The sequence below is a fragment of the Streptomyces sp. NPDC008001 genome, assembly GCF_042958085.1.
Classification (GTDB): Bacteria; Actinomycetota; Actinomycetes; order Streptomycetales; family Streptomycetaceae; genus Streptomyces.
On the sequence record NZ_JBIBIZ010000002.1, the window covers coordinates 274,302 to 296,437 of the forward strand.

Sequence of the window (22,136 nt, forward strand, 5' to 3'; positions counted from 1 at the left end):
TCCGGAGCCGCGGGTGACGGTACCGGTCGTGTATCAGGTGGCCGTCGCGGCCGGAAGGGGCGTGACCTGCCGGGTACCGTATGCCGGACAGCACACCGCCGGACGTAGTGAAGGTGCGGTCAGGAAAACGGAAGGGCTGGAGCTATGGAAGAGCCGCGTCGCCTCGGCGGCCGGTACGAACTGGGCTCGGTGCTCGGCCGCGGTGGCATGGCCGAGGTCTACCTCGCCCACGACACCCGGCTCGGCCGCACCGTCGCCGTGAAGACGCTGCGGGTGGACCTCGCCCGCGACCCGTCCTTCCAGGCCCGGTTCCGCCGTGAGGCCCAGTCGGCCGCCTCGCTCAACCACCCGTCGATCGTCGCCGTCTACGACACCGGCGAGGACTACGTCGACGGCGTCTCGATCCCGTACATCGTCATGGAGTACGTGGACGGGTCGACGCTGCGCGAGCTGCTGCACTCCGGGCGGAAGCTGCTGCCCGAGCGGTCGCTGGAGATGACCATCGGCGTCCTGCAGGCGCTGGAGTACTCCCACCGGGCCGGCATCGTCCACCGCGACATCAAGCCGGCCAACGTCATGCTGACGCGTACCGGCCAGGTCAAGGTCATGGACTTCGGCATCGCCCGCGCGATGGGCGACTCCGGCATGACCATGACGCAGACCGCGGCCGTCATCGGCACCGCCCAGTACCTCTCCCCGGAGCAGGCCAAGGGCGAGCAGGTCGACGCGCGGTCCGACCTCTACTCCACCGGCTGCCTGCTCTACGAGCTGCTGGCGGTCCGGCCCCCCTTCGTGGGCGACTCGCCGGTGGCCGTCGCCTACCAGCACGTGCGGGAGGAGCCGAACCCGCCGAGCGTCCACGATCCCGAGATCACGCCCGAGATGGACGCCATCGTCCTCAAGGCGCTGGCCAAGGATCCGGACTACCGCTACCAGTCGGCCGACGAGATGCGCGCCGACATCGAGGCGGCCCTTGAGGGCCAGCCCGTCGCCGCCACGGCCTCGCTGAACGCCGTGGGCTACGGCGCGGACGCCCCGACCGCCATGCTCCGCCCCCAGGCCCCCCAGGGCATGGGCCAGACCTCCATGCTCCCGCCCGTCCGCGACGACGACGGCGGGTACGGCGGCTACGACGACGGCAACGGCCGGCGGCGCGGCGGGGGCGGCGGCGGTCGCAAGAGCAACCTCTCCACGATCCTGCTGATCCTGGCGGGCGTCCTGGTGCTGGTCGGTGCGATCTTCATTGGGAAGTCGCTGTTCAGCGGCAGCAACAACGCCTCCCGGGTGTCCGTGCCCAACCTCGTCGGGCAGACGCTGAAGGAAGCCCAGCAGCAGGGCGTCAACGGCGACTTCAAGGTCGTCCAGAACGGCACGGAGACCTGCGAGCAGGACAAGGGCAAGATCTGCAGCCAGGACCCGACGGGCGGCGGCAAGATCGACCGCGGCGGCGAGGTCAAGGTCAAGGTGTCCGAGGGCGCGGCCAAGGTCAGCGTCCCCGATGTGACCGAGAAGCAGCTGGAGAACGCCCGGAAGATCCTTGAAGGCAAGGGCTTCCAGGTCAGCACCAAGAGCAAGCAGGTCGACGGCGTCGCCGCCGACACGGTGCTCGACCAGAACCCCAAGGGCGACACGCAGGCCGAGAAGGGCTCCGAGGTCGTCCTGACCGTCGCCACGGCCAAGCCGACGAAGACGGTGCCGTCCGTGGTGGGCCAGAACGTCGACGCGGCGAAGAAGCAGCTGACCGACAACGGCTTCCAGGTGTCGGTGACGGAGGAGGACTCCACCCAGCCGCCCGGCACCGTCACCAAGCAGAGCCCCGACGGCAACACCCAGGCCGCCCAGGGCTCCATGGTCACCCTGACCGTGGCCAAGGGCGCGCAGAACGTCGGCGTGCCGCCGGTGCTGACGCACAAGTTCAAGGACGCCAAGAAGGAGATCGAGGCAGCGGGCCTGAAGGTCGGCAACGTCATCGGTCCGCAGGACGACAACGCCGTCGTGCAGACCACCAACCCGCTGCCGGGCACCCAGGTCGCCAAGGGCACCGCGGTCGACGTGACGACCACGGCAGGCGCCCCGGGCACCGACACGGGCACCACCGGCACCCCCGGCGGCGCCAACGGCGCCACGGGCGGCGACACGGGCTTCATCGGAGGCGGCTTCATAGGAGGCCGCCGCCACTAGCCCCCGGCGCTCCGTTCCGGCCTACGGCCCCACCCCCTCAGGGGGTGGGGCCGTTCCCGTTCATGCACCGGGCAGCGGGAGGCTGGCCCAGACCCGGGTGCCCTCGGTAGCGGACCCGGCCTTGCTGATGCCCCACGTTCCACGGCATTCGTGGACGACGGCGGCAAGGAGGAGCAGGGCGCGTTTGCGGCAGGCGGTGCAGTGGGCGGCTTGGCGGGGGTCGGAGTGGGCGTGGTGGGCGTCCCAGTTGACGATCCGGAGGGCCCCGTCGCGCCAGCGGAGCGAGTGGTAGATGTCCTGCCCTGGTGCGAAGCGGGTGGCGCAGGCGACGAGCTCTCCGGCTACGGAGAGGGTGGCTTCTTCGAGGGCGGTGAGTGCGTGGATCCGCAGGATGCTGCGGATGGTCGCGCGGACGACGGTGGCGGACCGGGGGTCACCGGGGACGGTGAAGCTGTAGGAGAGGGCGGAGGGGTCGCAGGAGCGGGGCTTGTAGGCGGGGCGCTGGGTGGTGGCGAGGGTGGAGGGGTTGGGTGGGGTGGGGGTGATGAGGGGGCAGAGGGGGGTGGGGGTGGTGTGAGGCGTGTGGGTGTCGGTGGAGGGCGGCATGGGGCGGCTCCAGTGGAGTGGGCGGGTGAACACTGAGCCGGTGGCCTGTCTTAGGGCAGGGCGTGCAGGAGCCTGCCTTCGATGCGCTTCCGGCCGTGCCATGCGCTGGCGGCGACACTGAACGTAGAGACGAAGGTGGCTCCGCGCCACTTTTCCAGTGGCCATTAACCCGGAAGGGTGGCTGTAGCCGCCGGCTCGGACGTTCCGCCCAACTACGCTGTAGGAAGGGGCTATGCCACCTAGGACTACGCCAACAGAGCGACAGAAGCGGCTGGGTTTCGAGCTGCGCAAGATGCGTATGGCTGCAGGCATCTCGACCGACTACGCTGCCGGGCTACTCGGGCTGGATCGCGGGAAGATCTCCAACATCGAATCCGGTGTCCGCGCCATCTCACCGGACCGCCTCAGGACTCTGGCCTGCCACTACGCCTGTGGCGACGAGGACTACATCCAGGCGCTCATTGCCATGGCCAGCGACCGGGAGCGTGGCTGGTGGGAACGCTTCCGAGGGTCAATCCCGGCAGGGCTGCTGGACATCGCAGAGTTGGAGTGGCATGCGACCCGGGTACGCACCTCGCAGATGATGCACATTCCAGGACTCCTGCAGACCGAAGACTACGCACGCACGATCTTCGAGGGGGTACTTCCGCGGCTCCCCCGGCTTGAGGTCGAGCTCCACGTGGCGCATCGAATGCAACGCCAGCAGATCTTCGAGAGGAACCAGCCACTCGCCTATGCGGGGTATGTCCACGAGGCAGCCCTCCGCATGCACTTCGGTGGCCGGAAGGCGATGCGGGAACAACTCAAGCACCTGCTGCTCATGTCCGAGCGTAAGAGCCTCGTACTGCGAGTGGTGCCTGTGGAGACAGGAGCGTTCCCCGGCGCAGGTCACGCAACGCTGTACGCAGAGGGCCCCGTTCCTGCGCTCGACACCGTCCAGCTCGACTCAGCCAGCGGTCCGGTCTTCGTCTCGGCCGAGTCTCAGCTTGCCCGGTACCGCGGGTACCTGGAGTGGATGGAACAGGCAGCCCTTGACGCACGTCAGTCGCGCGACTTCATTAGCCGCATCATGTCCGATCTCTAAGGGAGCCGAGCGTGACCCACATCAACTGGGAAGAGCCGTTCTGCGGAACTGGTAACAACTGCTTCCGAATAGGCACCGACTCCGCGGGCAACGCCTACATAGCCATCAGTGGAGCCGAGGACCACTACATCGCCGACACCCGCGCGGCACTCAGCGCGCTGATACGGGACATCAAGGCGGGCAAGGCCGATCACTTGCTCTGAGCGTGGCCGACTGCCGGTAGGGCGGTGGCTGAGGTCAAGACAGGCTGGCAGCAGGGGGAGGAGTGGGGGGCGCGGGTCGGCTCGGGATTGCTTGCGGCCGGTGGGCGGTTGGCCGCCGTACTCGCGCCGTCACGGATGCGGGCGCGTAAGGAGACCGGTCCCTCCGGCCGTGGCTGGCGGGGAGCTGGCTGCTGCCGCGATGTGGTGCCTGCCGTCGTGGGCGCTTCGCTAGGCGCGCCACCGTTGTGGCTGAGCGGCTGGCTGCCCCTGAGTGGGGGTTGAGCCCCGTTAGCCACCGGCCATGGGGCCAGGCCGATTGATTGCGGGGCTGAGAAGGGCAAAAAGGCCGCTGAAGAGCAGTTGAGCCCCCTTATCCGCCGGTACTACGCCCCGGCCGGTGGATTTCCGGGCCGAGAGCGGCCCACCAGCCGCCAACCCCCACCACCCGCACCCACCCGTTCAACCACAACGGCGGCGAGCCTAGCGAAGCGCCCACGACGGGCCCAGACACATCGCGGCAGCAGCCAGCTCCCCCTCAGCCCAGACCTATGCGCAAGGTCTCCTCACGCACCCGCTGGCATGACGGCAGGAGTACGGCGCCCAGCTCCCCACCCGTCCCAGGCAAAAGCCACCGAACCCGCACCCCCACCCCTCCCCCTGCTGCCAGCCTGTTCTGACCCGAACCCCAACGGCGCAGCTCCTGGAAAGCCCAGCAGTACTCGTACGGCCCGGGGGTATCTATACCCATAGACGCGCACGCACTCCGGCCTCCGCAGGAAGGCGACCATGCCGCACATCCACTGGGAAGACCCGTTCTGTGGCGCAGGAAACAATTGTTTCCGCCTAGGCACCGACTCCGCCGGCAACGCCTACATCGCCGTCAGCGGCGCCGAAGACCATTACGTGACTGATAGCCGGGACGCCCTGCGGGCACTGATCCAGGACATCAAGGCAGGCAAGGCCGATCACCTGCTCTGAGCGTGGCCGACTGCCGACGGGGTGGCTGGGAAGCCCCAGCAGTACCGCTGCGGGCCTGGGTATCTAACCCCCATAGACCTGAAGGAAGGCGGAGCGACCATGCCGCACATCCACTGGGAAGACCCCTTCTGTGGCGACAGCAGCAACTGCTTCCGCCTAGGCACCGACTCCGCCGGAAATGCCTACATCGCCGTGAGCGGCGCCGAGGACCACTACATCACCGACACCCGCGACGCGCTGCGCGCGTTGATCCGCGACATCAAGGCCGGCAAAGCCGATCACCTGCTCTGACCTCGGGGGATCCCTACCGCAGCTCCGCCGGAGGCGTCCGCTTCGCGTCCACCTTTTCCGTGCGCTCCAGTTCCGCCCACACGATGTACCGGTAGTCGGACGTGTAGACCGGCGTGCATGTCGTCAGGGTCAGGTAGCGGCCCGGCCTGGTCTTGCCGGACTCCTTCGGGACGGCATCGAGGACGTCCACGTTGTACTTCGAGGTCTGCTTCAGCTCGGCGTAGACCTTGTAGACGTACCAGACGTCGCGGGTCTCGAAGACGACCCGGTCTCCGGTCTTGACCTTGTCGATGTTGTGGAACTTCGCGCCGTGGCCGTCGCGGTGGGCGGCCAGGGTGAAGTTGCCCTGCTTGTCCCACGGCATGGCGGCCTTGGAGGGGGCGGTGTAGAAGCCGGCGACGCCCTCGTTGAGGACGTCGGTGCCGGTGCCGCTCTTGACCAGGACCTCGCCGTTCTTCATGGCGGGGACGTGCAGGAAGCCGATGCCGTCCTTGGTGTCGAGGGCGCCGGGGCCCGACGGGGACTTCGCCCAGCGGTCGCGCACCTGGTGGCTCTGGCGCTTCGCCTCGCGGTCGGCGAGGACGTTCGTCCACCACAGGGAGTAGACGACGAAGAGGGCAAGGATCACGCCCGCCGTGATCAGCAGCTCGCCTATGACGCTGACGGTGGCGGCGACGCGCCCCCGTACGCGGTCTGTCCGTGCCACAGACGTTCGTACCCCGCTTCGCTGTTCCCGTGTGCCGTTACTGAACGAGCGCGTCGGGCTTGCCCTTGCTCCGCGGCCGTTCGTCGACCATCTTGCCCCACACGATCAGGCGGTAGGTACTGGTGAACTCGGGGGTGCACGTGGTGAGGGTGATGTAGCGGCCGGGGGCGTGGAAGCCCGAGCCGGGCGGGACAGGGGCGATGACCGTGACATTCGCCGGGGAGGTCTGCTCCAGGCGGCTCGTCATCTCATACGTGTAGAAGGCGCTCCGCGTCTCCACGACGATCTTGTCGCCGGGCTTCAGCCGGTTGACGTAGCGGAACGGTTCGCCATGGGTGTTGCGGTGGCCGGCGAGGGCGAAGTTGCCGTTCTTGTCCCACGGCATCGCGGTCTTGAGGGCCCCCTCCCCGTAGTGGCCGACCATGCCGCGGTCGAGGACCTTCGCCTTGCCGACGCCCTCGGCGATGGGCGCCTTCACGTCCAGCGAGGGGATGTAGAGGATCGCGAAGCCCTCACCCGGCGAGAACTCCCCCGCGTCCCGGTCGGCGGCGCCCTGGCCGTCCTCGTCCCAGCGGCTCTGCAGGTGGTGGGCGGCTCCGCCGGCCTGCTGGTGGGCGCGGATGTTGGTCCACCACAGCTGGTATGCCACGAACAGCAGCATGACCAGGCCGGCCGTGATGAACAGCTCGCCCGTCAGCCGGCACAGCTGCACGCCGATGCTGCTCCGGCGGGCCTTCCGCGCCGCCTCGCGCCGTGCGGCGCGGCCCCCGGTCCGTCCGGGCGGAGGCACCCGGGCCGGCGAGGCCGGCACCTCCACCTTGCGCAGCTCCATCGTCGCCCGGTCCTCGGGCGGCAGGGGCTGCGAGACGATCCGCGGGTGGGTGGTCACGCCCCGGCCTTGCCCACCACCGGGGCCAGGCCCGCCGACCGCTCCACCGCCGTGGTGTCACCGCAGGCGACCAGCCAGTTGGCGAGCATCCGGTGGCCCCACTCGGTGAGCACGGACTCGGGGTGGAACTGCACCCCCTCGACCGGCAGGTCGCGGTGGCGCAGGCCCATCGCGACGCCGGACTCGGTCCAGGCGGTGATCTCCAGCTCGTCCGGCCAGTTCTCCCGCTCGACGGCCAGCGAGTGGTAGCGGGTGGCGGTGAAGGGCGAGGGGAGGCCCTGGAAGACGCCCGCGCCCTCGTGCGTCACCAGCGACGTCTTGCCGTGCAGCAGCTCGGGCGCCCGCCCGACGACGCCGCCGTACGCGACGGCCATCGACTGCATGCCCAGGCAGACGCCGAAGACGGGGATGCCGTGCTGCGCGCAGTGCCGGACCATGTCGATGCACACGCCGGCCTGCTCGGGCGCTCCCGGGCCGGGGGACAGCAGGACGCCGTCGAAGCCCTCCTGGGCGTGGCCCGGCTCGACCTCGTCGTTCCGCCGGACCTCGCACTCGGCGCCGAGCTGGTAGAGGTACTGGACGAGGTTGAAGACGAAGCTGTCGTAGTTGTCCACGACGAGGATGCGCGCACTCACCGATTGACCGCCATTCCGTTGTCGACCGTCACGTCGTTGAACGGCAGCAGCGGTTCCGCCCAGGGGAAGACGTACTGGAAGAGGGCGTAGACGACCGCCAGTACGAGCACCAGCGAGATCGCTGCCCGCACCCACGCGTTGCCCGGCAGATGCCGCCAGATCCAGCCGTACATGCTGTCCCCACTTGCCGATGACGTAGTCGAAATTGCAGCACCAGACTAAGGGTCGGGCGGGCGCCCGGGGGGTCAGCGTGACAAAGCACCGGGGCGGCCCTGCGCCACGGGCGAGGTGGTGTCCAGGTGGGCCCACACGATCAGCCGGTGGCTGTGGCCCCACTCCGGTTCGCAGGTGGTGAGGGTCAGGTAGCGGCCGGGGCCTGGGTAGCCGGAGGCGGCGGGGACGGGGTCGATGACGCCGGTGTCGTCGGGCCGGGTGCGGTACGGGCGGCCGTCCACGCGGTACGTGAACCAGGTGGTGCCGTCGTTCACGACCACGGCGTCGCCCGCGCGCAGTTCGTCGAGGTCCTTGAGGGGGTCGCCGTAGGTGCGGCGGTGGCCGGCGACCGCGAAGTTGCCCGGCGCGCCGGGGCGGGCGGTCTGCTCGTAGTGGCCGAGGCCCTTCTTGAGGAGCTCGGTGCCGGTGCCTTCGAGGACGGGCTTGGCCCATCCGGCGCCGAAGCGGGGGACGTACATGACGGCGAAGGCCCGGCCGGCCTGCAGGCCGGTCCCCACCGGGGGCGCCTGGCCAGCGGTGCCAACGGTGCCGGCGGTGCCGGTGCCGGGCGTGGTGCGGGAGGGTGCTCCGGGCTGCGGTTGCTGCGCGGCGGCGGGCGGGGCCCCCGGCCGGTCAGGCGCCCGGCCGGGGGTTCCGGCCTCGGGCGGCGCGTCACCCGCCGGCTGCTCCTGCGGCTGCCCCGGCTGCTGTTCCGGTGCCGGCTCCCCCGGCGCGGCGGCCGCTCCCACCGCCCCGCTCGACCAGCGCTCCTGCAGCCGGCCGAGCTCCTCGTCCATGGCGCTGTCGGCGCGCAGGCCGGTCCAGTAGAGGACGTAGACGACGAAGAGGACGAGCAGGGTGCCGATGGTCAGGCACAGTTCGCTGAGCGTGCGGACGACGAGCCGTAACCCCATCGCCGGATCCCTCCCGGATCACCCCACGGGCTTGGCGTAGTGGAGGTCCACTGTGCCCGAGTAGCCCGGAAGAGTCACCGCATCGTGCTGGTCGACTTTCCAGCCGAGCCCGTACGCGGTGACGTACTGGAGGTAGTTCTGGATGGCGGGGGACGTGTCGAGGGCCTTGCGGAGCGCGCCGCGGTCGCCGACGGCCGTCACCTTGTACGGCGGGGAGTAGACGCGGCCCTGGAGGATGAGGGTGTTGCCGACGCAGCGGACGGCGCTGGTGGAGATCAGCCGCTGGTCCATCACCTGGATGCCCTTGGCGCCGCCCTGCCACAGGGCGTTGACGACGGCCTGCAGGTCCTGCTGATGGATGACCAGGTCGTTGGGCTGCGGCTGGGGGACGCCGGGGATCCTGGCGGTGGCGTTGGGCGGGGCGTCCATGAGGGTGACGGTCAGTCCGGTGCCGCTGAGCTTCTCGGTGCCGGCGGCGGCCGCGAGGTCGGCGAGCTTCTTGTTCTGGGCGGCGGTGTTGCCGTTGTCGCGCCGGGCGAGGGCGTCGACCTGGGAGCGGACGGCCCCGGCGCTCTCGTCCAGCCCGGCGTTCTTGCGGCTGCGCTCCTGGATGAGGTCGGAGAGCCGGAGCATGGAGTCGTCGGTGCGGATGTCGGTGCCGTGGGCGGTGTTGAAGCTCATCCAGAAGATGAGGCCGGCCAGCGCGAACACGCCCCCGGTGAGCAGCCGGACGGGCCTGAAGCGCCGGGTGGGCCTGCTGGTGGAGTCCGCAGAATTGCTCAACGTACCCTTATCCTCTCCGGCGCCACGGAAGCACTACGCTAACGGACGCCCGAGCGAAGGTGGCGTTCCCGCCGCTCGCCGCCTCGGACCAGCCCTTTGTCCCAGCCCCCAGCAGCCCAGCGCGGTCACGCAGCGCATCGACAGGAGAGTTCCTCGTGCCGAAGTCACGGATCCGCAAGAAGGACGACTTCACGCCGCCGCCGGCGAAGCAGCAGAGCATCAAGCTCAGCAGCGGGCGGGGCTGGGTGGCGCCACTGATGCTGGCGATGTTCCTGATCGGGCTGGCCTGGATCGTCATCTTCTACGTGACCAGCGGCGACATGCCCATCGAGTCCCTCCACAACTGGAACATCGTGGTCGGTTTCGGCTTCATCGCGGCGGGGTTCGTAGTCTCCACGCAGTGGAAGTAGCAAGCCTTCCGGGGAGCCTTCCGAGGAGTTATCCACACCCTCGTCCACAGTGGGGAAAAACTCAGAAGATCTGTGGATAACTTCCCCGGCGTTGACGCCGGTGTGACTGATCACTAGCGCGTGGGGCCGCTTGGCGGCCCCACCTACCAGCGGAAACGCAGCTCTGTGCGAGCGCGGACACATGTTCCCCACAGCATGAACAAGATCCTGTACACGCTGTGGACAAACCCAGCGGTCAGCCGGGGAAAGCGATGAGCTCCGGCAGCGTCGCCGTCCGGACGATCACCGCCGCGACGATCACCGCCAGCGTGACACCGCAGGTGAGCCCCTGGACGAGCGCCCGCTTCTCGCGGGGCGCGTGCACCATCGCGTACGCGACGACCGTGCCCACCACCAGGCCGCCGATGTGGGCCTCCCAGGCGATGTTGTTCCAGGTGAAGGTGAAGATCAGGTTGAGCACGAGCAGCGCCACGACCGGGCGCATGTCGTAGTTGAGCCGCCGCATCAGCACCGCCGTGGCGCCCAGCAGGCCGAAGATCGCACCAGAGGCGCCGAGCGAGGGCTGGCGCGGGTCCGCGACGACGAAGGTCAGGGCGGAGCCGCCGAGGCCGGACAGCAAGTACAGCGCGAGGTAGCGGGCCCGGCCCAGCGCCGCCTCCAGCGGCGGGCCGATCCACCACAGCGAGAGCATGTTGAACGCGATGTGCATCGGGGCCTGGTGCAGGAACATCGAGGTCAGCAGGCGGTACCACTGGCCTTCGGCGACGCCCTGCGGCTCGCCGCCGAGCACGGCGCGGCCGAACAGCTCCAGGGCGTCGAGCAGGCCGTCGCCGGTGGCCATGACGGCGATCCACAGGGCGACGTTGGCCGCCAGCAGGATCTTGGTCACCAGCCGCGGGTCGGCCGCGTGCACCCCGCCGGCCAGCGTGCGCGGGGCGGTGGCCCGCGGGGGGTGTCCCGTGCCGGAGTCACCGGTGACGCAGGCCGGGCACTGGAACCCGACCGATGCGCTCACCATGCACTCCGGGCAGATCGGCCGCTCGCAGCGGGTGCAGCGGATGCCTGTCTCCCGCTCGGGATGCCGGTAGCAGCCGACGGCCTGGTCGTTCATGCGTTCCCCTTGCGCCGGTGATGGGCGGGCCTGTCCGGGACGCGCGGCCCCGCCCGTCATACGGACGAGCGGGGCGCCGGGTTCCCCCGGGCGTGGCGAGGGCGGTGCCGTGCTGCCGTCAGCGGGTCTCGACGACGACCGACTCGATGACCACGTCCTTCACCGGGCGGTCGGTGCGCGGGTTGGTGGCGGTGGTGGCGATGGCGTCCACGACCTTCTTCGAGGCGTCGTCGGCGACCTCGCCGAAGATGGTGTGCTTGCCGGTCAGCCAGGTGGTGGGCGAGACGGTGATGAAGAACTGCGAGCCGTTGGTGCCCGGGCCGGCGTTGGCCATCGCCAGCAGGTAGGGCTTGGTGAAGGCCAGGTCCGGGTGGAACTCGTCCTGGAACTGGTAGCCCGGGCCGCCGGTGCCGTTGCCCAGCGGGTCGCCGCCCTGGATCATGAAGCCCTCGATGACGCGGTGGAAGACCGTGCCGTCGTACAGCTTGTCCGTGGTCTTCTGACCCGTCTCCGGGTTGATCCACGCGCGCTCGCCCTTGGCGAGCTCGACGAAGTTCTTGACCGTCTTCGGGGCGTGGTCCGGGAGGAGGCTGATCTCGATGTCGCCCTGGCTGGTCTTCAGGGTGGCGTAAAGCTGCTCGGCCACGGTCTACCTTCCATAGTCTGCACTGACGGCTAACGATCCTCGCACGGACCGGTTCGCGGCGAGTAGCGGGCAAATCCCCGCGCGCCGCGCGAAACCGTGGCATGGTCGAGCAGGGCTCATGCCCCGTTCACCCCTCGCTCATGTCCCGATGACCCGGATGCCCGCCCGCACATGCCGGACCGCCCGTCCGCAGGCATGATTTTTCACTGGGTGGAAAGGCGACAAAACATACGCCACCGAGGAGGAGGATCTCGTGACCCGCAAGGACAGCGTGCGTGCCGCGACCAGCTCGGCGAAGGACAGTGTCCGGCACGCCGCGGAAGTGGTGGCGCCGTACGCCGGCACGGCCAAGGACGCCGCCGTGCACTACGCGCATGAGGCCCGCACACGGCTGGCGCCCAAGGTCGTGGAGGCGGCGCACCAGGCCCGCTGCCAGTACGACGCGCATCTCCAGCCCCGGATCGAGCACGCGCGCGGCGCCCTGCCTCCGAAGATCGACCAGGCCGCGGTACGGGCCCGCACGGCCGTCGAGCCGGTCAAGGACGAGGCCGTCGCCCGGAGCGCCGCCGCGTTCGCCGCGCTGCGCGGCCAGGTGAGCCCGAAAGAGATCGAGAAGCTGATCGCCCGGCGTGACCGGCGCTGCCGGGCGGGCCGGATGTTCCGCCGCCTCGCCGTGGCGGGCCTGATCGCCGGCAGCGCCTACGCGGCCTGGAAGTGGTGGGACAAGCAGGCCAACCCGGACTGGCTGGTCGAGCCGCCCGAGGCCACCGAGGTCCAGGACCGCCGGACCCTGAGCTCGGTCGACGGCACGGGCCCGGAGACGTCCTCCTCTCCGCTCGACCCCGAGGTCCAGGCCAAGCAGGCGGAGGCGGAGTCCTCCCCGGAGAAGGACAAGGGCCCCAAGGACAAGCCTTTCTGACCCCGCACCACGACCGGGGCCCGTCCGCCGCGCGAGGGCGCGGAGGACGGGCCCCGGTCGTTTCGGGCGGACAGGCTCCCGGGAGCGGCGTCAGGACGCCACGTACTCCTGCGGCTGACGCGCGAAGAACCCCGGCGCCTCGTCGAGTGCACTCTCGTCGTCGTGGACCTGGCCCGGGCGGGTGCCGTTGCCGAGGAGGACCCCGCCCCAGTTCATGCCCATGAAGTCGGCGGTGAGGCGCAGCGTCCCGATGAGCGGTTCGGCGACCGCGCGGTCGCGGGTGGCGTGGCCGGTGACGCCCCACAGCGTGCTGCCGCCCATGCCGGCCCGGAAGTCGGCGCCCGGCACGCGCAGCCAGGCGGACCAGTAGTCCAGGTAGAGCTTGGCGGGGGTGGCGAGGCTGTACCAGTAGACGGGCGAGACGATGACGAGGTCCGTGGCGGACAGGGTCGCGTCCAGCAGCACCTTCTCGTTCCCGGCGGGCTGCGGGTAGACCCCGTCGCCGTCGTGGCGTATGTCCTGGAACGGGTCGAGGGGGAAGTCGGTGAGGCGGAGCCACTCCTGCTCGACCGAGCCGGGCAGCGCCTCGGCGGCCCGCCTGGCCAGCAGCTCGGAGTTGCCGGTGACGCCGGGCTTGCGCGAACTCGCCAGCAGGAAAACGAATTTACGTGACAACGGGTACCTCTCTCAGAACGAGTGACACCGGCCCGGATCGGCGGTGCCGGCCGGAGCAGGCGACGGCAGCGATGGCGGCGCCTGGCATGGGCACGTCGTGCACCGAGAAATTACCCGATGATCTTGACGGTGCCACGGTGGATTCGGCACCGGCGAGGCGGTCCAGGGCCTTCTGCCGGACCTGCTGCCGCAGGCGCGGACCGGCCGTCGCGTCCCCCGCCGGGCCGAGTGCCAGCCGGATCCGCGCGTCGAGGGCGAGGCCGAGCAGCCAGCCTTCCGCGGACCAGACGAGGTCCAGGGCCAGCGGCGTCGCGCGCGTGCCCTCGGTGATCACCACGCAGTGCTTCTCCCGGCCGGGCCCCAGCGGCAGGCCCACCCCCGCCGGGACTCCGCCGGCGAGGTCCGCCAGGATGCGCCGGGCCCCGGCGCGGGCCGCCGCGAAGCCACGGCGCTCCGCGGGGCCGGCAATGCGTGCGCACCGGATCTTCTCCTCGCGCGACAGCAGGGAGATGTCGCCGAGGGCGTCCGTGCGGTGCGAGTCGCCGCACCACACATGGACTTCACCGCTCGTGGGGAGCGTGCGATTCACGGTGCCTCCTCGCACTCCGTAGGGTCGGACCCTCCGTGGGGTCAGACAAGCGTGGTCGTGGTGGTGCTGAGGGCGTCGCACCGGCGTGCCCGGACGGCCCGCGCGACCTCGTCCCGCCCCTCGGCGAGCAGCCGGCGCAGGGCCGCCGGCACGCCGTCCGCCGTGGCGGCGGCGTCCGCCGCGGCGAGGGTGCGCTCGGAGACGGCGCCCGCGGGGAAGGCCTCGCGGGCGAAGCGCTGGGCGTTGCCGCCGGGCCGCTCGGCCCACATGCGCCGCACCTCCGCGAAGTACCGGTCGGCGAAGGGCTCCAGGAGGTCCCGGTGGTCCGGCTCGGCGAAGCCTTCGAGGGTGGCGCGCAGCAGGCTGTTGGGCAGGTCGTCCGCGAGCATCCGCTGCCAGGCGGCCTCCTTGGCCTCGGCCGTGGGGAGCGCCGCCCGGCAGACGACGGCGTTGCGCACGCCCGCCGCGGACCGGTCGCCGCGCAGCTCCGCGTCGATGTCGTCCGGGCCCGCCGCGCCCCGGGCGACCAGGCGGCGCAGCAGCGCCCACCGCAGGTCGGCGTCGGCCTCCAGGCCGGGGACGTCCGTGGTGCCGTCGAGGACGCCCCGCAGGACGGCGAGGTGGCCGGGCGAGGCCGCGGCGGCCAGGAAGGCCTGGAGGTGGACGAGCTGGAGCTCGGAGCCGGGCCCGGCGGCGCGCAGCAGCCCGAGGGCCGCGTCCGCGAGGATCTCCAGGCCCTCGTCCCGCCACGCCGGGTCGGCGTAGTCGTGGACGGCCTTGCGGGCCTGGTCGTGGAGGCTCTGGGCGAGGGTCGCGTCGGTGACCGAGCCGAGGCCGGAGACGACGAGGGCGACGTAGTCGCGGGCCGGGAGCAGGGCGTCGCGGGTCATGTGCCAGACGGTCGTCCACACCTGGGCGGCGGCCAGCGGGTCGCGGATCTCGCCGATGCCGCCGAGGACGGTGCGCAGGGAGTGCTCGTCGAGCCGGACCTTTGCGTAGGCGAGGTCGTCGTCGTTGAGGAGCAGCAGGCCGGGGCGGCGTTCGCCGACGAGTGCGGGGACGTCCGTGCGGGCCCCGGCCACGTCGAGCTCGACGCGGTGCCGGCGGACGATGCCGTCCGGCCCCTGGTCGTAGAGGCCGATCGCCATCCGGTGCGCGCGCAGCACGGGGCTGCTCTCCGGGGCCTCCTGGACGACGGTGCACCGGGTGATCCGGCCGGCGCCGTCCGTTTCGTACTCGGTGTGGAGGGTGTTGACGCCAGAGGTCTCCAGCCACTCCCGCGACCAGGCGGCGAGGTCGCGGCCGGAGGTCTCCTCCAGGGCGCGGAGGAGGTCGGCCAGGGTGGTGCTGCCCCAGGCGTGGCGGCGGACGTACGTGCGGATCGCCGCCTCGAAGTTCTCGCGGCCCACGTAGGCGACGAGCTGTTTGAGGACGGAGGCGCCCTTGAGGTAGGTGATGGCGTCGAAGTTGACCTCGGTGGCGGCGATGTCGGGGATGGCGGCGGCGACGGGGTGGGTGGAGGGCAGCTGGTCCTGGCGGTACGCCTCCGCCTTGCGGAGGGCGGCGAAGGTGGCCCAGGCGCCGGTCCACTCGGTGACCTCGCTCTGGGCGAGCACGCCGGCGTACGTGGCGAAGGACTCGTTGAGCCAGAGGTCGTCCCACCAGCGCATCGTCACGAGGTCGCCGAACCACATGTGCGCGAGCTCGTGCAGCAGCGTCTCGGCGCGGCGCTCGCGGAGCAGCGCGGTGGGCCGCGAGCGGAAGACGTACTTCTCGTTCACGGTGACGCAGGCGGCGTTCTCCATCGCCCCGACGTTGAACTCGGGGGCGAAGACCTGGTCGTACTTGGTGAACGGGTAGGGCGTCCCGAACAGGGTGTGGAGGAAGTCGAAGCCGCGCTTGGTGATGCCGAAGACGGCGTCGGCGTCGAGGTGCGCGGCCAGGGACGCCCGGCACAGGGCCCGCAGGGGGACGGTGCGGCCGCCGGCGGCCCGGTAGGTGTCGTGGGTGACGTGGTACGGGCCGGCGACGAGCGCGAGCGCGTAGGTCGGCAGCGGCCCGGTCGGCGGGAAGTGCCAGGTCGTGGCGGACTCGCCGGCCGGGGTCCGGTCGCCCGCGGCGGAGTTGGAGAGCACCTCCCAGTCCGCGGGCGCGGTCACGGTCAGCTCCAGCCGCGCCTTGAGGTCGGGCTGGTCGAAGCACGCGAAGACGCGCTGCGCGTCGGCGGTCGCGAACTGGCTGTAGAGGTAGGTGCGGTCGTCGGCGGGGTCCGTGAAGCGGTGCAGGCCCTCGCCGGTGCGCGAGTAGCGGCAGTCGGCGACGACGCGCAGCTCGTTGCGGGCGGCGAGGCCCGGCAGGGTGATCCGGCCGCCGTGCACGGAGCCCGCGGGGAGCGGGGCGCCGTTCAGGACCGCCTCGTGCACGTCCGCGCCGGCGAGCTCGGCGAAGGTGACCGCTCCGGGTTCGTTGCACGTGAAACGTACGACGGTGGTGGAGCGGAAGGCGTCCGGGCCGCCGGTCAGGTCGGCGTGGACCTCGTACGACTCGACGGAGAGCAGCCGGGCGCGCTCCCGCGCCTCGTCCTGGGTCAGATTGCCTGCCATGCCGCGTCCTTCCCGGGGTCCGTGCCGGTCACCACGGGGGCCGGGTCGGGGGTGTGGAAGACGGTGGTGGTCTTGAAGGTGCCGGCGCGGACGACGCCGCTCGCGTCCTCCAGCGCGCGCACGTAGGAGCCCGCGTAGCCGGACGGGAGCAGGAACACGCCCCAGGTCGCGCTCCACTCGGCCGCCTCGCCGCTGACGGGGTCGATGACGGTCTCGGGGCGGCAGCCGGCCCGGCGCTGCACGATGAAGCCCGCCCCGGCGGCCTCGCCGAGCATGTCCTTCCACTCCTGGTCGGTGCTGTCCCAGCCGGCGACGATGCCGGCGCCGCCGTAGTCGGCGCGCGGCTTGAGGATGAGTTCGTCGCGGTGGGCGCGGCAGTGGTCGACGAGCTCGGGGGTGAGGAGGCGGGTCCAGGGCAGGACCCGGTCGATCAGCTGCGTCTCGGCGTCCGTGAGGCCCTCGCGGAGCCGCGGGTCGGACATCAGGGCCAGGGCGCCCTTGTTGCCGAACAGGGCGCTCTGCGGGGTGGTCCACAGGACCACGCGGCCCTCCTCGTGGGCCCGCAGGACGGGTTCGAGGTCGCGCGGGCCGGCGGGGTCGTCGACGATCTCGTTGGGGGTGAAGTACCGCAGGATCACGTCGACGCGGCGGCCGTGCAGGTGCAGCCGCCCGTTCCGCTCCTCCAGCTGGCCGACCTCGCCGACGACGAGGTCGATGCCGCAGCGGTGCATCATCTCCGCGAAGGAGCGGGCCAGGTGGGTGCTGCCGGCCAGGCCGCCGTTGGCCTCGACGTAGGCGACGACGGGCTCGGCGCCGCCGGTGAGGTCCCGGGAGACCTCGCGCAGGGTCGCGGCGAGGCGCTCGCCGGTGTGGACGTGACCGAGACCGTGCTCGTCGGCGAAGGCGCGGAAGGCGGGCACGCCGAGGAGGACCCGGGCGAGCTCGGCGCGGTCCGTGCCGCCGAGCGAGCTGCCGACGTTCAGCTCGAAGAGCTTGAACGACTCCCCGTCGTGGCTGAGGTCCGCGCGCCCGTACAGCGCCGGCCGGTCGCCCAGCCGCCGCATGACGGCCGCGCGGGCCGCGTCGATGCCCAGGGCCTCGCAGTACCGCCCGAGGTCGCCGTCGTAGAGCCGCTGCGGGATGTCGAACAGCAGCCCGAAGAAGGTGCTCAGGTCGTCGGCGACGGCACGGATCTCGGCTTCCGGGACGAAGAACGGCCGCGGCAGCAGCACCTTGCCGAAGGCTTCGGCGAAGGCCTCGGGGAGTTCGGCGTCCCGTACGGCGTCGAGCAGCCCGCGGTCGCCTTCCGCCGTCCGCCGGAGGTAGGTCTCGGTGACGGTCATGGTGCGGTTCAGACCTCTCCGTAGTGGAAGACGCCGGCGGTGCGCGTGTTCTTGTACGCGGTGACGCCGATGACCGGGCTCTCGAAGGCGGGGACGGCCCGCGCGTAGGCGCCCGCGTAGCCGCGCGGCGTGTAGAACAGGCCCCACGCCGCCTGCCAGGGCTCGATCTCCCCGGTCTGCGGGTCGCGGACCGGCTCGGAGCGGGGGATCACGCGCCGCTGGATGACGCAGCCGTCCTCGACGCCGTCCTTGAGCGCCTTCCACCAGGCGTCCGCGCCGGTGTCCCAGCCGGCGACGACGCCGACGCCGCCGTAGTAGCCGTTCGGCTTGAGGATGAGCTCCTCGCGGTGGTCGCGGGCGTACGTGACGAGCTCGTCGTCCAGGGACGCGGCGCCCTTGAGGGAGCGGGTCCAGGGCAGGACGCGGTCGACGACCTCCAGCTCGCCGGCGCTGAACCGGTCGCGCCAGCGGGGGTCGGACAGCAGGCCCAGCGCGCCCTTGTTGGCGAAGAGGTTGCTCTCCAGGGGCGTGAACAGGACGGTGCCGCCCGCGCGGTGGGCCCGCAGGACCGGCTCGACCAGCGCGAGACCGTCCGCGTCGCCGATGATCTCCTCGACGGTGAAGCAGCGCAGGACGACGTCGATGCCCGTGCCGCCCAGGTAGAGCTTGCCGTCGCGCTCGCGCACGTCGCCGATCTCGGCGACGTGGAAGTCGAGGCCGAAGCCGCGCATCACGTCGCGGAAGGTGTTCCAGTGGGCCGCGTAGCCCGCGAGGCCGCCCGGGCCCTCCAGGAGGGCGACGACCGGCGAGTCGGCGAGGTGCTGCCCGGCCTGGCGCAGCGTCTCGGCGACCTCGCGGCCGGTGTGGGTGTGGCCGAGGCCGTGGTCGGCGGCGAACTTCGCGAACGCCTCGTTCTCCAGCAGCGCCTTGGGGATCTCCCCCGCCCGGTCCGCGCCGCCGACCTCGCTGGCGATGCCGATCTCCAGCAGCTTGAACGAGGTGCCGTCGTGGTACATGTCGGCGCGCCCGTAGCAGGGGGGCTTGATGCCGCCGAGCGAGGTGATCAGGTCCGCGCGCCGCTCGTCTATGCCGAGGGTGGAGGTGTAGCGCCGGATGTCGCCGTCGAAGAGCCGCTCGGGCAGCGACGTGATCAGCTCGAAGAGGCGCAGGACGTCGGTGCCGAAGTCGGTGATCTCGCGGTGGTCGACGAACAGCGGGCGGGGCAGGTAGGAGCCCGTCCAGTTGCTCAGCGAGGGGTGGCGGTCGATCTCGTCGACGACGTGGCGCAGGGCGTCCTGCCGGTGGTACTGCTCGACCAGCTCGTCGGCGGTGAAGGCGGCGGGGGACCCGGCGGTCTCGGTGGTCCCAGTGGAATCAGTGGTCACAGTGCGTTCTCCGTAAGCTTCGTGTTCTCGGGCTGAGGGGGGTTGACGCGCCGCTCGACGGCGGCGGTGAGGCGCAGCGTCGCGAGGGCGGTGAGGATGCCGGTGACCGCGCAGCCCCACCACAGGGCGGCCGGGCCGACGGTGGTGAACAGGCCGACGGCGGTGGCGGGCGCGGCGAGGCGGGCCGCGGACCAGACCCAGCTGATCGCGCCCTGGTAGCGGCCGCGGGCCTCCGCGGGGGCGATGTCGGCGACGATCGCGCCGGCCACGACTCCGTTGACGACCTCGCCGACCGACCAGACCACCACGGTCAGGACGTACTGCCAGGCGTTGCCGGCGAGCCCGGTGGAGGCGACGCCGATGCCGATCAGCGCCCACGAGGCGGCGAGCACCTTGATGCGGGGCAGCTTGGCGAGCCGGCCGTAGAGGACGGGCTGGAGGGCCACGACCAGCACGGCGTTGGCGACGCCGACGAAGCCGTAGACCTCGGGCGAGAGGCCGTCCTCGCGGATGGCGAGGGGGATGGTGAACTCGGTCTGGGTGTAGACGGTGATGCCGAGCGTGCTGAGCGCCATGTGGGCGAGCATCAGGCGGTCGCGGAAGACGACGCCGTAGCCGAGGCCGCCCTTCGCCTTGCCACCGGCCGCCTTGCCGTCGGCGCCCTCGCCCGCCGCCGCCTTCGTGGTCTCCGGCCGCGGCAGGTCCTTGGGGATGCCGAGGACCACGATGACCGCGTAGATCAGGCAGGTCGCGGCGTCCAGCAGGAACAGCAGCCAGAAGCCGCGCGCCGCCAGGTAGCCCGCGGCGGCGCTCGCCACGGCCGTGCCGATGTTGAAGCCCCAGTGCAGCAGGCTGAACGCCTTGCCGCGCAGCTCGGAGCCGACGACGTCGCCGACGAGCGCGGAGGCGGCCGGGCGGTAGACGCCCGAGGTCAGCCCGAGCAGGGCCGCCGCGGCGCCCAGCGTGACCGTGCTGGGCGCCGCGAGCAGCGCCCCCAGGCCGGCGGGGGTGGCGACCAGGCCGATGATGACCGCGGAGCGGCGGCCGATGCGGTCGGCCAGGGAGCCGCCGAGCACCGGCCCGAACATGCCGCCGATGCCGAGGGCGATGACGATGCCGCCGGTCTGCGCGGTGCTGACGCCGCGCGAGCCCAGGTAGAAGACCAGGAACGGGACGACCATGGTGCCGATCCGGTTCGCGATCATTCCCGCGAAGACGATCCAGAACGGCCGCGGCAGTCCGCCGAAGTTGTTCCGGAACGCCGTGCGCAGGGGCGAGGTTGCGGTGCTCATCGGTGGTTTCCTCCTCTCCGGCCCGCCGGGTCAGGCGACGACGTGGACGCGGGTCAGATTGGGCACGAAGTACTGCCCGCTCAGGAACAACCCGCCCACCCCGGGCCCGAAGAGGGTGAACTGCCGCTTGTAGTAGACGGGGACGACGGGCGCGTGCTCGGCCATCAGGCGCCGGTCGAGCTCGGCGTAGCCCTCGGCGACGGCGGCGCGGTCGGGCTCCTGGGCGAGCCGGGCGATCTCCGCGGTGATCTCCGGGTCGTCGAAGTAGGAGAGGTTCATGTTGCCCCGGGCGGTGAGCCGGTCGCCGCGGAAGAGGACGTCGAAGACGCCGGAGGCGTCCGGGAAGTCCGGGCCCCACACGCCGTAGATGAGGTCGCAGTCGTTCTCGGCGTCGCCCATCAGGCTGTAGAACGCGGCCTTGTCGACCGGGCGCAGGACGATCTCGAAGCCGGCCGCCTCCAGGGCGGTCTTGACCGCGGGCGCCACCGGGGCGTTCGGGAGGGTGTCCGGGTAGGCGAAGACCAGCGGGCGCAGCTCCTTGCCGGCGAGCAGCTCCTTCGCCTTGACCGGGTCGCCGTGCTCGCCCGACGGGTAGACGTCGTGGTGGCGGTAGCCGGGGACCATCGGGGCGAGGATCGTGGTGGCGTACTGGGCGCCCGCCGTGCCGCCCGCGAGCTCCACGCAGGTGCCGCGGTCGAAGGCGAAGTTGAGGGCCCGGCGCACGTCCACGTCGGTGACGCGGCGGGTGTTGATGTACACGTACTGCAGGTACGCGGACGGGCCGGCGATGACGCGGGACATCAGCCGCTCGTCGCCCTGGACCGTCGCGACGTGCGCGTCGGCGACGTCGAAGGTGGCGACGGCGAACCGGTCCTGCCCGGCGGGGTCCAGCAGCCGCTCCGTCTGCCGGTCGCGGGCGACGCCGAACTCCCAGAAGATCTCGTCGGGGTACTGGTGGCGGATCGGGTCGGTGGCCGGGTCCCAGTGCGGGTTGCGCTCCAGCAGGTAGTGACCGGTCTCGCCCGGCACGTGCTCCTTGACCTTGTACGGGCCGGTGGCCAGCCACGACGTCTCGTAGTCCGCTCCGGTGTCGCGGTCGCGGGGGACGGGCGTGGTGGTGGTCGTGGTCGCGAAGAACGGGAAGCCGGGGGTCGGCTCGGGGAGGGAGAAGACGATCGTCCGCTCGTCGGGCGTGCTCAGGCCGGGCGCCTGCGGGCCGTCCTCCTCGGGGCCGCGGTAGCCGCGCTCCGGGTCCAGGGCCTGCTGGATGAACTGCGGGCCGTACACGCCGTTCGGGCCGAACGAGCGGGTGATCGCGTGGGCCACGTCGTACGAGGTGACCGGCGTGCCGTCCTCGAACTTCAGCCCCTCGCGGAGGGTGTAGGTCCAGGTCCGGCCGCCGTCGGTGGTCCGGCCGGTGTCGGTGGCGAGGTCGCCGACGAGGCGGCGGGGGCCGCCGTCGTAGCTCTCCTGGTAGCCCGTGAGGGTCCGGTGGAAGAGACCGGTCGCGACGCCGAGCGTCGTGCCGATGTACATCTGGGTGGGGTCGACGTGCTCCGGCGGGGCGTCGGCCAGCAGGGTCACGCGGCCGCCGCGGCGGGCGCCGGGGACGTCGGGGGCCGGGGTGGGGGCCTGGCCCAGGTGGTCGATCTCGAACTGCTGCGACACGGGTGTTTCTCC

The 22,136-nt window shown here is 71.4% G+C and carries 23 protein-coding genes; 7 read left to right on the top strand and 16 right to left on the bottom strand.

The window, feature by feature from the left end; genetic code table 11:
* Nucleotides 1-144 precede the first annotated feature (144 nt).
* The gene (pknB, locus tag ACFZCD_RS06230) at nucleotides 145-2,181 is read left to right on the top strand and encodes a Stk1 family PASTA domain-containing Ser/Thr kinase (protein ID WP_391828428.1); all 2,037 of its coding nucleotides are present in this window, start codon (nucleotides 145-147) and stop codon (nucleotides 2,179-2,181) included.
* Between the two features lie 60 nt (nucleotides 2,182-2,241).
* Here pknB and ACFZCD_RS06235 read toward each other — a convergent pair whose 3' ends face one another.
* Entirely contained in the window at nucleotides 2,242-2,787 is a 546-nt protein-coding gene (locus ACFZCD_RS06235; protein WP_391828430.1) for an ATP-binding protein, read from the bottom strand.
* Nucleotides 2,788-3,019: 232 nt separating this feature from the next.
* Between ACFZCD_RS06235 and ACFZCD_RS06240 the strand changes: the two genes are divergently transcribed.
* The 4 genes from ACFZCD_RS06240 to ACFZCD_RS06255 all read left to right on the top strand — a co-directional run bounded on the left by ACFZCD_RS06240 (nucleotide 3,020) and on the right by ACFZCD_RS06255 (nucleotide 5,343).
* On the top strand, nucleotides 3,020-3,871 hold the full coding sequence (locus ACFZCD_RS06240) for a helix-turn-helix domain-containing protein (protein ID WP_391828432.1): 852 nt from the start codon (nucleotides 3,020-3,022) through the stop codon (nucleotides 3,869-3,871).
* Between the two features lie 11 nt (nucleotides 3,872-3,882).
* Nucleotides 3,883-4,074: a hypothetical protein gene (locus ACFZCD_RS06245; protein ID WP_391828434.1), complete on the top strand. Its 192-nt coding sequence runs from the start codon at nucleotides 3,883-3,885 to the stop codon at nucleotides 4,072-4,074.
* 786 nt (nucleotides 4,075-4,860) lie between these two features.
* Nucleotides 4,861-5,052, top strand: coding sequence for a hypothetical protein (locus ACFZCD_RS06250; RefSeq protein WP_391828436.1), 192 nt, complete (start codon nucleotides 4,861-4,863; stop codon nucleotides 5,050-5,052).
* Between the two features lie 99 nt (nucleotides 5,053-5,151).
* Nucleotides 5,152-5,343, top strand: a complete 192-nt coding sequence (locus ACFZCD_RS06255) for a hypothetical protein (protein WP_391828438.1) — start codon at nucleotides 5,152-5,154, stop codon at nucleotides 5,341-5,343.
* A gap of 13 nt (nucleotides 5,344-5,356) precedes the next feature.
* Here ACFZCD_RS06255 and ACFZCD_RS06260 read toward each other — a convergent pair whose 3' ends face one another.
* From ACFZCD_RS06260 to ACFZCD_RS06285, 6 genes are all read right to left on the bottom strand, one after another.
* The gene (locus tag ACFZCD_RS06260) at nucleotides 5,357-6,049 is read right to left on the bottom strand and encodes a class E sortase (RefSeq protein WP_391828440.1); all 693 of its coding nucleotides are present in this window, start codon (nucleotides 6,047-6,049) and stop codon (nucleotides 5,357-5,359) included.
* A gap of 37 nt (nucleotides 6,050-6,086) precedes the next feature.
* Nucleotides 6,087-6,938 carry a class E sortase gene (locus ACFZCD_RS06265; RefSeq protein ID WP_391828442.1) on the bottom strand — a complete coding sequence of 284 codons (852 nt, stop codon included), beginning with the start codon at nucleotides 6,936-6,938 and terminating at the stop codon, nucleotides 6,087-6,089.
* Entirely contained in the window at nucleotides 6,935-7,573 is a 639-nt protein-coding gene (locus tag ACFZCD_RS06270) for an aminodeoxychorismate/anthranilate synthase component II (RefSeq protein ID WP_391828444.1), read from the bottom strand. The genes ACFZCD_RS06265 and ACFZCD_RS06270 overlap by 4 nt, the downstream gene beginning before the upstream one ends.
* The gene (locus ACFZCD_RS06275; RefSeq protein WP_391828446.1) at nucleotides 7,570-7,746 is read right to left on the bottom strand and encodes a hypothetical protein; all 177 of its coding nucleotides are present in this window, start codon (nucleotides 7,744-7,746) and stop codon (nucleotides 7,570-7,572) included. Before ACFZCD_RS06275 ends, ACFZCD_RS06270 begins: the two co-directional genes overlap by 4 nt.
* 72 nt (nucleotides 7,747-7,818) lie before the next feature.
* A complete protein-coding gene (locus ACFZCD_RS06280; protein WP_391828448.1) occupies nucleotides 7,819-8,700 on the bottom strand; it encodes a class E sortase in 882 nt (293 codons plus the stop codon).
* Between the two features lie 18 nt (nucleotides 8,701-8,718).
* On the bottom strand, nucleotides 8,719-9,483 hold the full coding sequence (locus tag ACFZCD_RS06285) for a DUF881 domain-containing protein (RefSeq protein WP_391828450.1): 765 nt from the start codon (nucleotides 9,481-9,483) through the stop codon (nucleotides 8,719-8,721).
* A gap of 155 nt (nucleotides 9,484-9,638) precedes the next feature.
* On the opposite strand from ACFZCD_RS06285, the gene crgA reads away from it, so the two are divergent.
* Nucleotides 9,639-9,893: a cell division protein CrgA gene (gene crgA, locus ACFZCD_RS06290; protein WP_391828452.1), complete on the top strand. Its 255-nt coding sequence runs from the start codon at nucleotides 9,639-9,641 to the stop codon at nucleotides 9,891-9,893.
* A 235-nt stretch (nucleotides 9,894-10,128) separates the two neighbouring features.
* Here the strand turns inward: crgA and ACFZCD_RS06295 are convergent, their stop codons facing one another.
* Both ACFZCD_RS06295 and ACFZCD_RS06300 read right to left on the bottom strand, forming a co-directional pair.
* Nucleotides 10,129-11,004, bottom strand: coding sequence for a rhomboid family intramembrane serine protease (locus ACFZCD_RS06295; RefSeq protein WP_391828454.1), 876 nt, complete (start codon nucleotides 11,002-11,004; stop codon nucleotides 10,129-10,131).
* A 118-nt stretch (nucleotides 11,005-11,122) separates the two neighbouring features.
* Nucleotides 11,123-11,650: a peptidylprolyl isomerase gene (locus ACFZCD_RS06300; RefSeq protein ID WP_391828455.1), complete on the bottom strand. Its 528-nt coding sequence runs from the start codon at nucleotides 11,648-11,650 to the stop codon at nucleotides 11,123-11,125.
* 253 nt (nucleotides 11,651-11,903) lie between these two features.
* Here ACFZCD_RS06300 and ACFZCD_RS06305 point away from each other — a divergent pair, with 253 nt between their 5' ends.
* On the top strand, nucleotides 11,904-12,569 hold the full coding sequence (locus ACFZCD_RS06305) for a DUF5324 family protein (protein ID WP_391828457.1): 666 nt from the start codon (nucleotides 11,904-11,906) through the stop codon (nucleotides 12,567-12,569).
* 90 nt (nucleotides 12,570-12,659) lie between these two features.
* Here the strand turns inward: ACFZCD_RS06305 and ACFZCD_RS06310 are convergent, their stop codons facing one another.
* Genes ACFZCD_RS06310 through ACFZCD_RS06340 form a run of 7 tightly spaced genes read right to left on the bottom strand, consistent with a single transcriptional unit; the run spans nucleotide 12,660 to nucleotide 22,124 of the window.
* Complete coding sequence (locus ACFZCD_RS06310; RefSeq protein WP_391828459.1) at nucleotides 12,660-13,244, bottom strand: flavodoxin family protein; 585 nt, start codon at nucleotides 13,242-13,244, stop codon at nucleotides 12,660-12,662.
* Nucleotides 13,234-13,833 (bottom strand): hypothetical protein, encoded by a 600-nt coding sequence (locus ACFZCD_RS06315; RefSeq protein WP_391828461.1) that lies wholly within the window; start codon nucleotides 13,831-13,833, stop codon nucleotides 13,234-13,236. Before ACFZCD_RS06315 ends, ACFZCD_RS06310 begins: the two co-directional genes overlap by 11 nt.
* A gap of 41 nt (nucleotides 13,834-13,874) precedes the next feature.
* Nucleotides 13,875-16,436, bottom strand: a complete 2,562-nt coding sequence (pepN, locus tag ACFZCD_RS06320; protein WP_391828463.1) for an aminopeptidase N — start codon at nucleotides 16,434-16,436, stop codon at nucleotides 13,875-13,877.
* Complete coding sequence (locus tag ACFZCD_RS06325; RefSeq protein WP_391828465.1) at nucleotides 16,421-17,779, bottom strand: hypothetical protein; 1,359 nt, start codon at nucleotides 17,777-17,779, stop codon at nucleotides 16,421-16,423. Before ACFZCD_RS06325 ends, pepN begins: the two co-directional genes overlap by 16 nt.
* Nucleotides 17,780-17,787: 8 nt before the next feature.
* Nucleotides 17,788-19,164: a hypothetical protein gene (locus tag ACFZCD_RS06330; RefSeq protein ID WP_391828467.1), complete on the bottom strand. Its 1,377-nt coding sequence runs from the start codon at nucleotides 19,162-19,164 to the stop codon at nucleotides 17,788-17,790.
* Nucleotides 19,161-20,456: an MFS transporter gene (locus ACFZCD_RS06335; protein ID WP_391828469.1), complete on the bottom strand. Its 1,296-nt coding sequence runs from the start codon at nucleotides 20,454-20,456 to the stop codon at nucleotides 19,161-19,163. The genes ACFZCD_RS06330 and ACFZCD_RS06335 overlap by 4 nt, the downstream gene beginning before the upstream one ends.
* 30 nt (nucleotides 20,457-20,486) lie before the next feature.
* Nucleotides 20,487-22,124 (bottom strand): ABC transporter substrate-binding protein, encoded by a 1,638-nt coding sequence (locus ACFZCD_RS06340; RefSeq protein ID WP_391828471.1) that lies wholly within the window; start codon nucleotides 22,122-22,124, stop codon nucleotides 20,487-20,489.
* Nucleotides 22,125-22,136 lie beyond the last annotated feature (12 nt).